The organism is Vibrio sp. 10N.247.311.47 (assembly GCF_041467535.1).
GTDB lineage: Bacteria > Pseudomonadota > Gammaproteobacteria > Enterobacterales > Vibrionaceae > Vibrio > Vibrio crassostreae_C.
Window position 1 is genome coordinate 1 of the sequence record NZ_JBFSUR010000091.1, and the last position, 2,011, is coordinate 2,011.

Here is a 2,011-nt window from a genome sequence, read left to right on the forward strand (position 1 = left end):
TAGCTCAGTTTGCGCGCAGTGATACTGAACGTGCGCGTTTGGCTGAGCGTTTGGTGGCGTTTGATAAAGAGCGTACCGAGGGATTGTTAGCGCTGGATGTAGCGTATCGCGCAGCGTGGGCGCGGCTCTATCCTAACTTGAAGCCGATAGGGCCACGATTGCCAGAGCGCGTCGCCCTGTTTGTGCGGGCGGGATGCGATACCTGCGTCGATGCGCTCAAGCAATGGCGCTCTCATGGCGTGGCTGTTGATGTGTATATGCTCGGGGGGAATAACACCGAGCTGCAAGCTTGGGCCTCAGTGGCTGGGGTTCGCCACAGCGATGTCGAGAAACAGTGGATCACCTTAAATCACGACACGCGCGCCTTATGGATAACCCTGGCTAAAGGCAAACCTGTGCCCGTGGCCATTTCAGAGCAAGGGGGAGGCCAATGGTCGGTCGTGGCGTTGCCTTAATGATGAGCTTGTGGTGTTTCAGCGCTCAGGCGGCTATTCCGCCGCTGTATCAGAAGGTCGCCGCCCAGCACGGCATTCCTGCGAGCGTCCTATATTCCTTGGCGCTCGGCGAAAGCAAAACCCAGTTGCAAAGCGGCGCAATTCGCCCTTGGCCTTGGACGCTCAATGTCAAAGGTCAATCCTATTTCTACGCGACATACCCTGAAGCTTGCCAGGCGCTGCATGGCTTTTTGAAATACACACAGATGGTGGATATTGGCCTCACGCAGCAAAACTGGCGCTGGCAAAAAGACCACTTTAACCGCCCGTGTGAGGTCTTCGACCCTACGGTGAACCTCAATCACGCGGCCGTCTTGCTTAATGAAGGCATGCTCAAACACGGCAGTTGGGTAAAAGCGGCCGGATATTTTCACAGGCCAGGCGGGGGCGAGCCTGCTCGGCGTTATGAAGCCACCTTTGCCCGTCACTTACAACAATGGAGTCCCTTGTTATGAATCGTCGTTTAACACTCATCACTCTACTCTTGTTGCTCAGCAGTCATGCCTTGTCGGCCGCAGATTTATTGCAAGGGATGGTGCCGGTGAGTACGCCGCAGTTAACCCCTGGCAAGGTGGAACGACGCACGCTCAAACAAAGCGTGAGCACGCCTTTGTTTATCGTTGGGGATGACGCGTTATCCCATCGCTGGCTCAGTGCTAAGCGGGACTATCTAGCGAGCATTGGCGCCATGGGGATGGTCGTCAATGTGCAGACGAAGGCGGGGTGGCAGCGATTCAAACGCTATAACTTAACGCTTTACCCCGTGGCAGGCCGTGACTTTGCCGCCGCTTTTGGTCTTCACCACTATCCGGTACTCATCGAGCGCGGCGAGCTCAAGCAATAATCACATTCACGACTTTTAATGAGGACAGCGCTTATGCCTACGCACGCTTTATCTTATTCGGATATTCAACACGCGATTAAAACCACCCATCAAGTTCTGGAAAGCGCGGCGCTGACGCCGGTGATTCTGGCGCTCGCCCAGCAAAGCCAGGCACACAACGTAAGTCCTGAGCGCGCTTTAATGATGCTATTAAAACCTCAAGGAGACGATGATGAGCATTAACAGTGACAACCCCTTTGCCCAGCGCTGCTTACCTCCAAAGCGCCTTGAACTTCCGTCAGCTAAAAAGGTAAGTACTCAAGCCAAAGAGGCGCATCAAGTCAAGCGCCGCATTGAAATCCTCGAAGAGCGCTGCGCCTGGCAGCGAGAGTGGGGAGTGACGCTAGATGATGAGATCTTGCAATGAGTGGTTACGCCGAAGGTCTGCTTCGCCCTGCTGATGAGCTGCTGAGCGCGGCCATGTTTAGCATGGCCGCTATCGTGGTGGTCATCGCCCCACAAGTGTTCATGCTGTCGCCGGTGTTCGCGCACCCGCTCGGTTTTTGCCTTGGCTTGTGCGCGCTGGTTCGCCTAAAACAAGGGCTTTCCGTGCTTGGGTATCGCAAGCAATTACTTCGTATGCCCTATTGGGCGATGAACTCCGATGACATGCCGGTGTATCAAAATAAACTCT

4 protein-coding genes and 2 pseudogenes are annotated in these 2,011 nt (G+C 54.9%); all 6 read left to right on the forward strand.

The annotated features are described in order from the left end of the window. Positions 1-455 (forward strand): annotated as a pseudogene (locus AB6E51_RS24275) (TIGR03759 family integrating conjugative element protein); the annotation flags it as partial. Continuing rightward, positions 431-949, forward strand: a complete 519-nt coding sequence (locus tag AB6E51_RS24280; protein ID WP_154724099.1) for a hypothetical protein — start codon at positions 431-433, stop codon at positions 947-949. The pseudogene AB6E51_RS24275 and the gene AB6E51_RS24280, both read left to right, overlap by 25 nt. Beyond that, on the forward strand, positions 946-1,338 hold the full coding sequence (locus AB6E51_RS24285; RefSeq protein ID WP_154724098.1) for an integrating conjugative element protein: 393 nt from the start codon (positions 946-948) through the stop codon (positions 1,336-1,338). Before AB6E51_RS24280 ends, AB6E51_RS24285 begins: the two co-directional genes overlap by 4 nt. 33 nt (positions 1,339-1,371) lie before the next feature. After that, positions 1,372-1,560 carry a hypothetical protein gene (locus AB6E51_RS24290; RefSeq protein WP_136987433.1) on the forward strand — a complete coding sequence of 63 codons (189 nt, stop codon included), beginning with the start codon at positions 1,372-1,374 and terminating at the stop codon, positions 1,558-1,560. After that, on the forward strand, positions 1,550-1,744 hold the full coding sequence (locus AB6E51_RS24295; protein ID WP_136987434.1) for a hypothetical protein: 195 nt from the start codon (positions 1,550-1,552) through the stop codon (positions 1,742-1,744). Before AB6E51_RS24290 ends, AB6E51_RS24295 begins: the two co-directional genes overlap by 11 nt. Further along, positions 1,741-2,011: pseudogene (locus AB6E51_RS24300) on the forward strand (conjugative coupling factor TraD, PFGI-1 class); the annotation flags it as partial. The gene AB6E51_RS24295 and the pseudogene AB6E51_RS24300, both read left to right, overlap by 4 nt.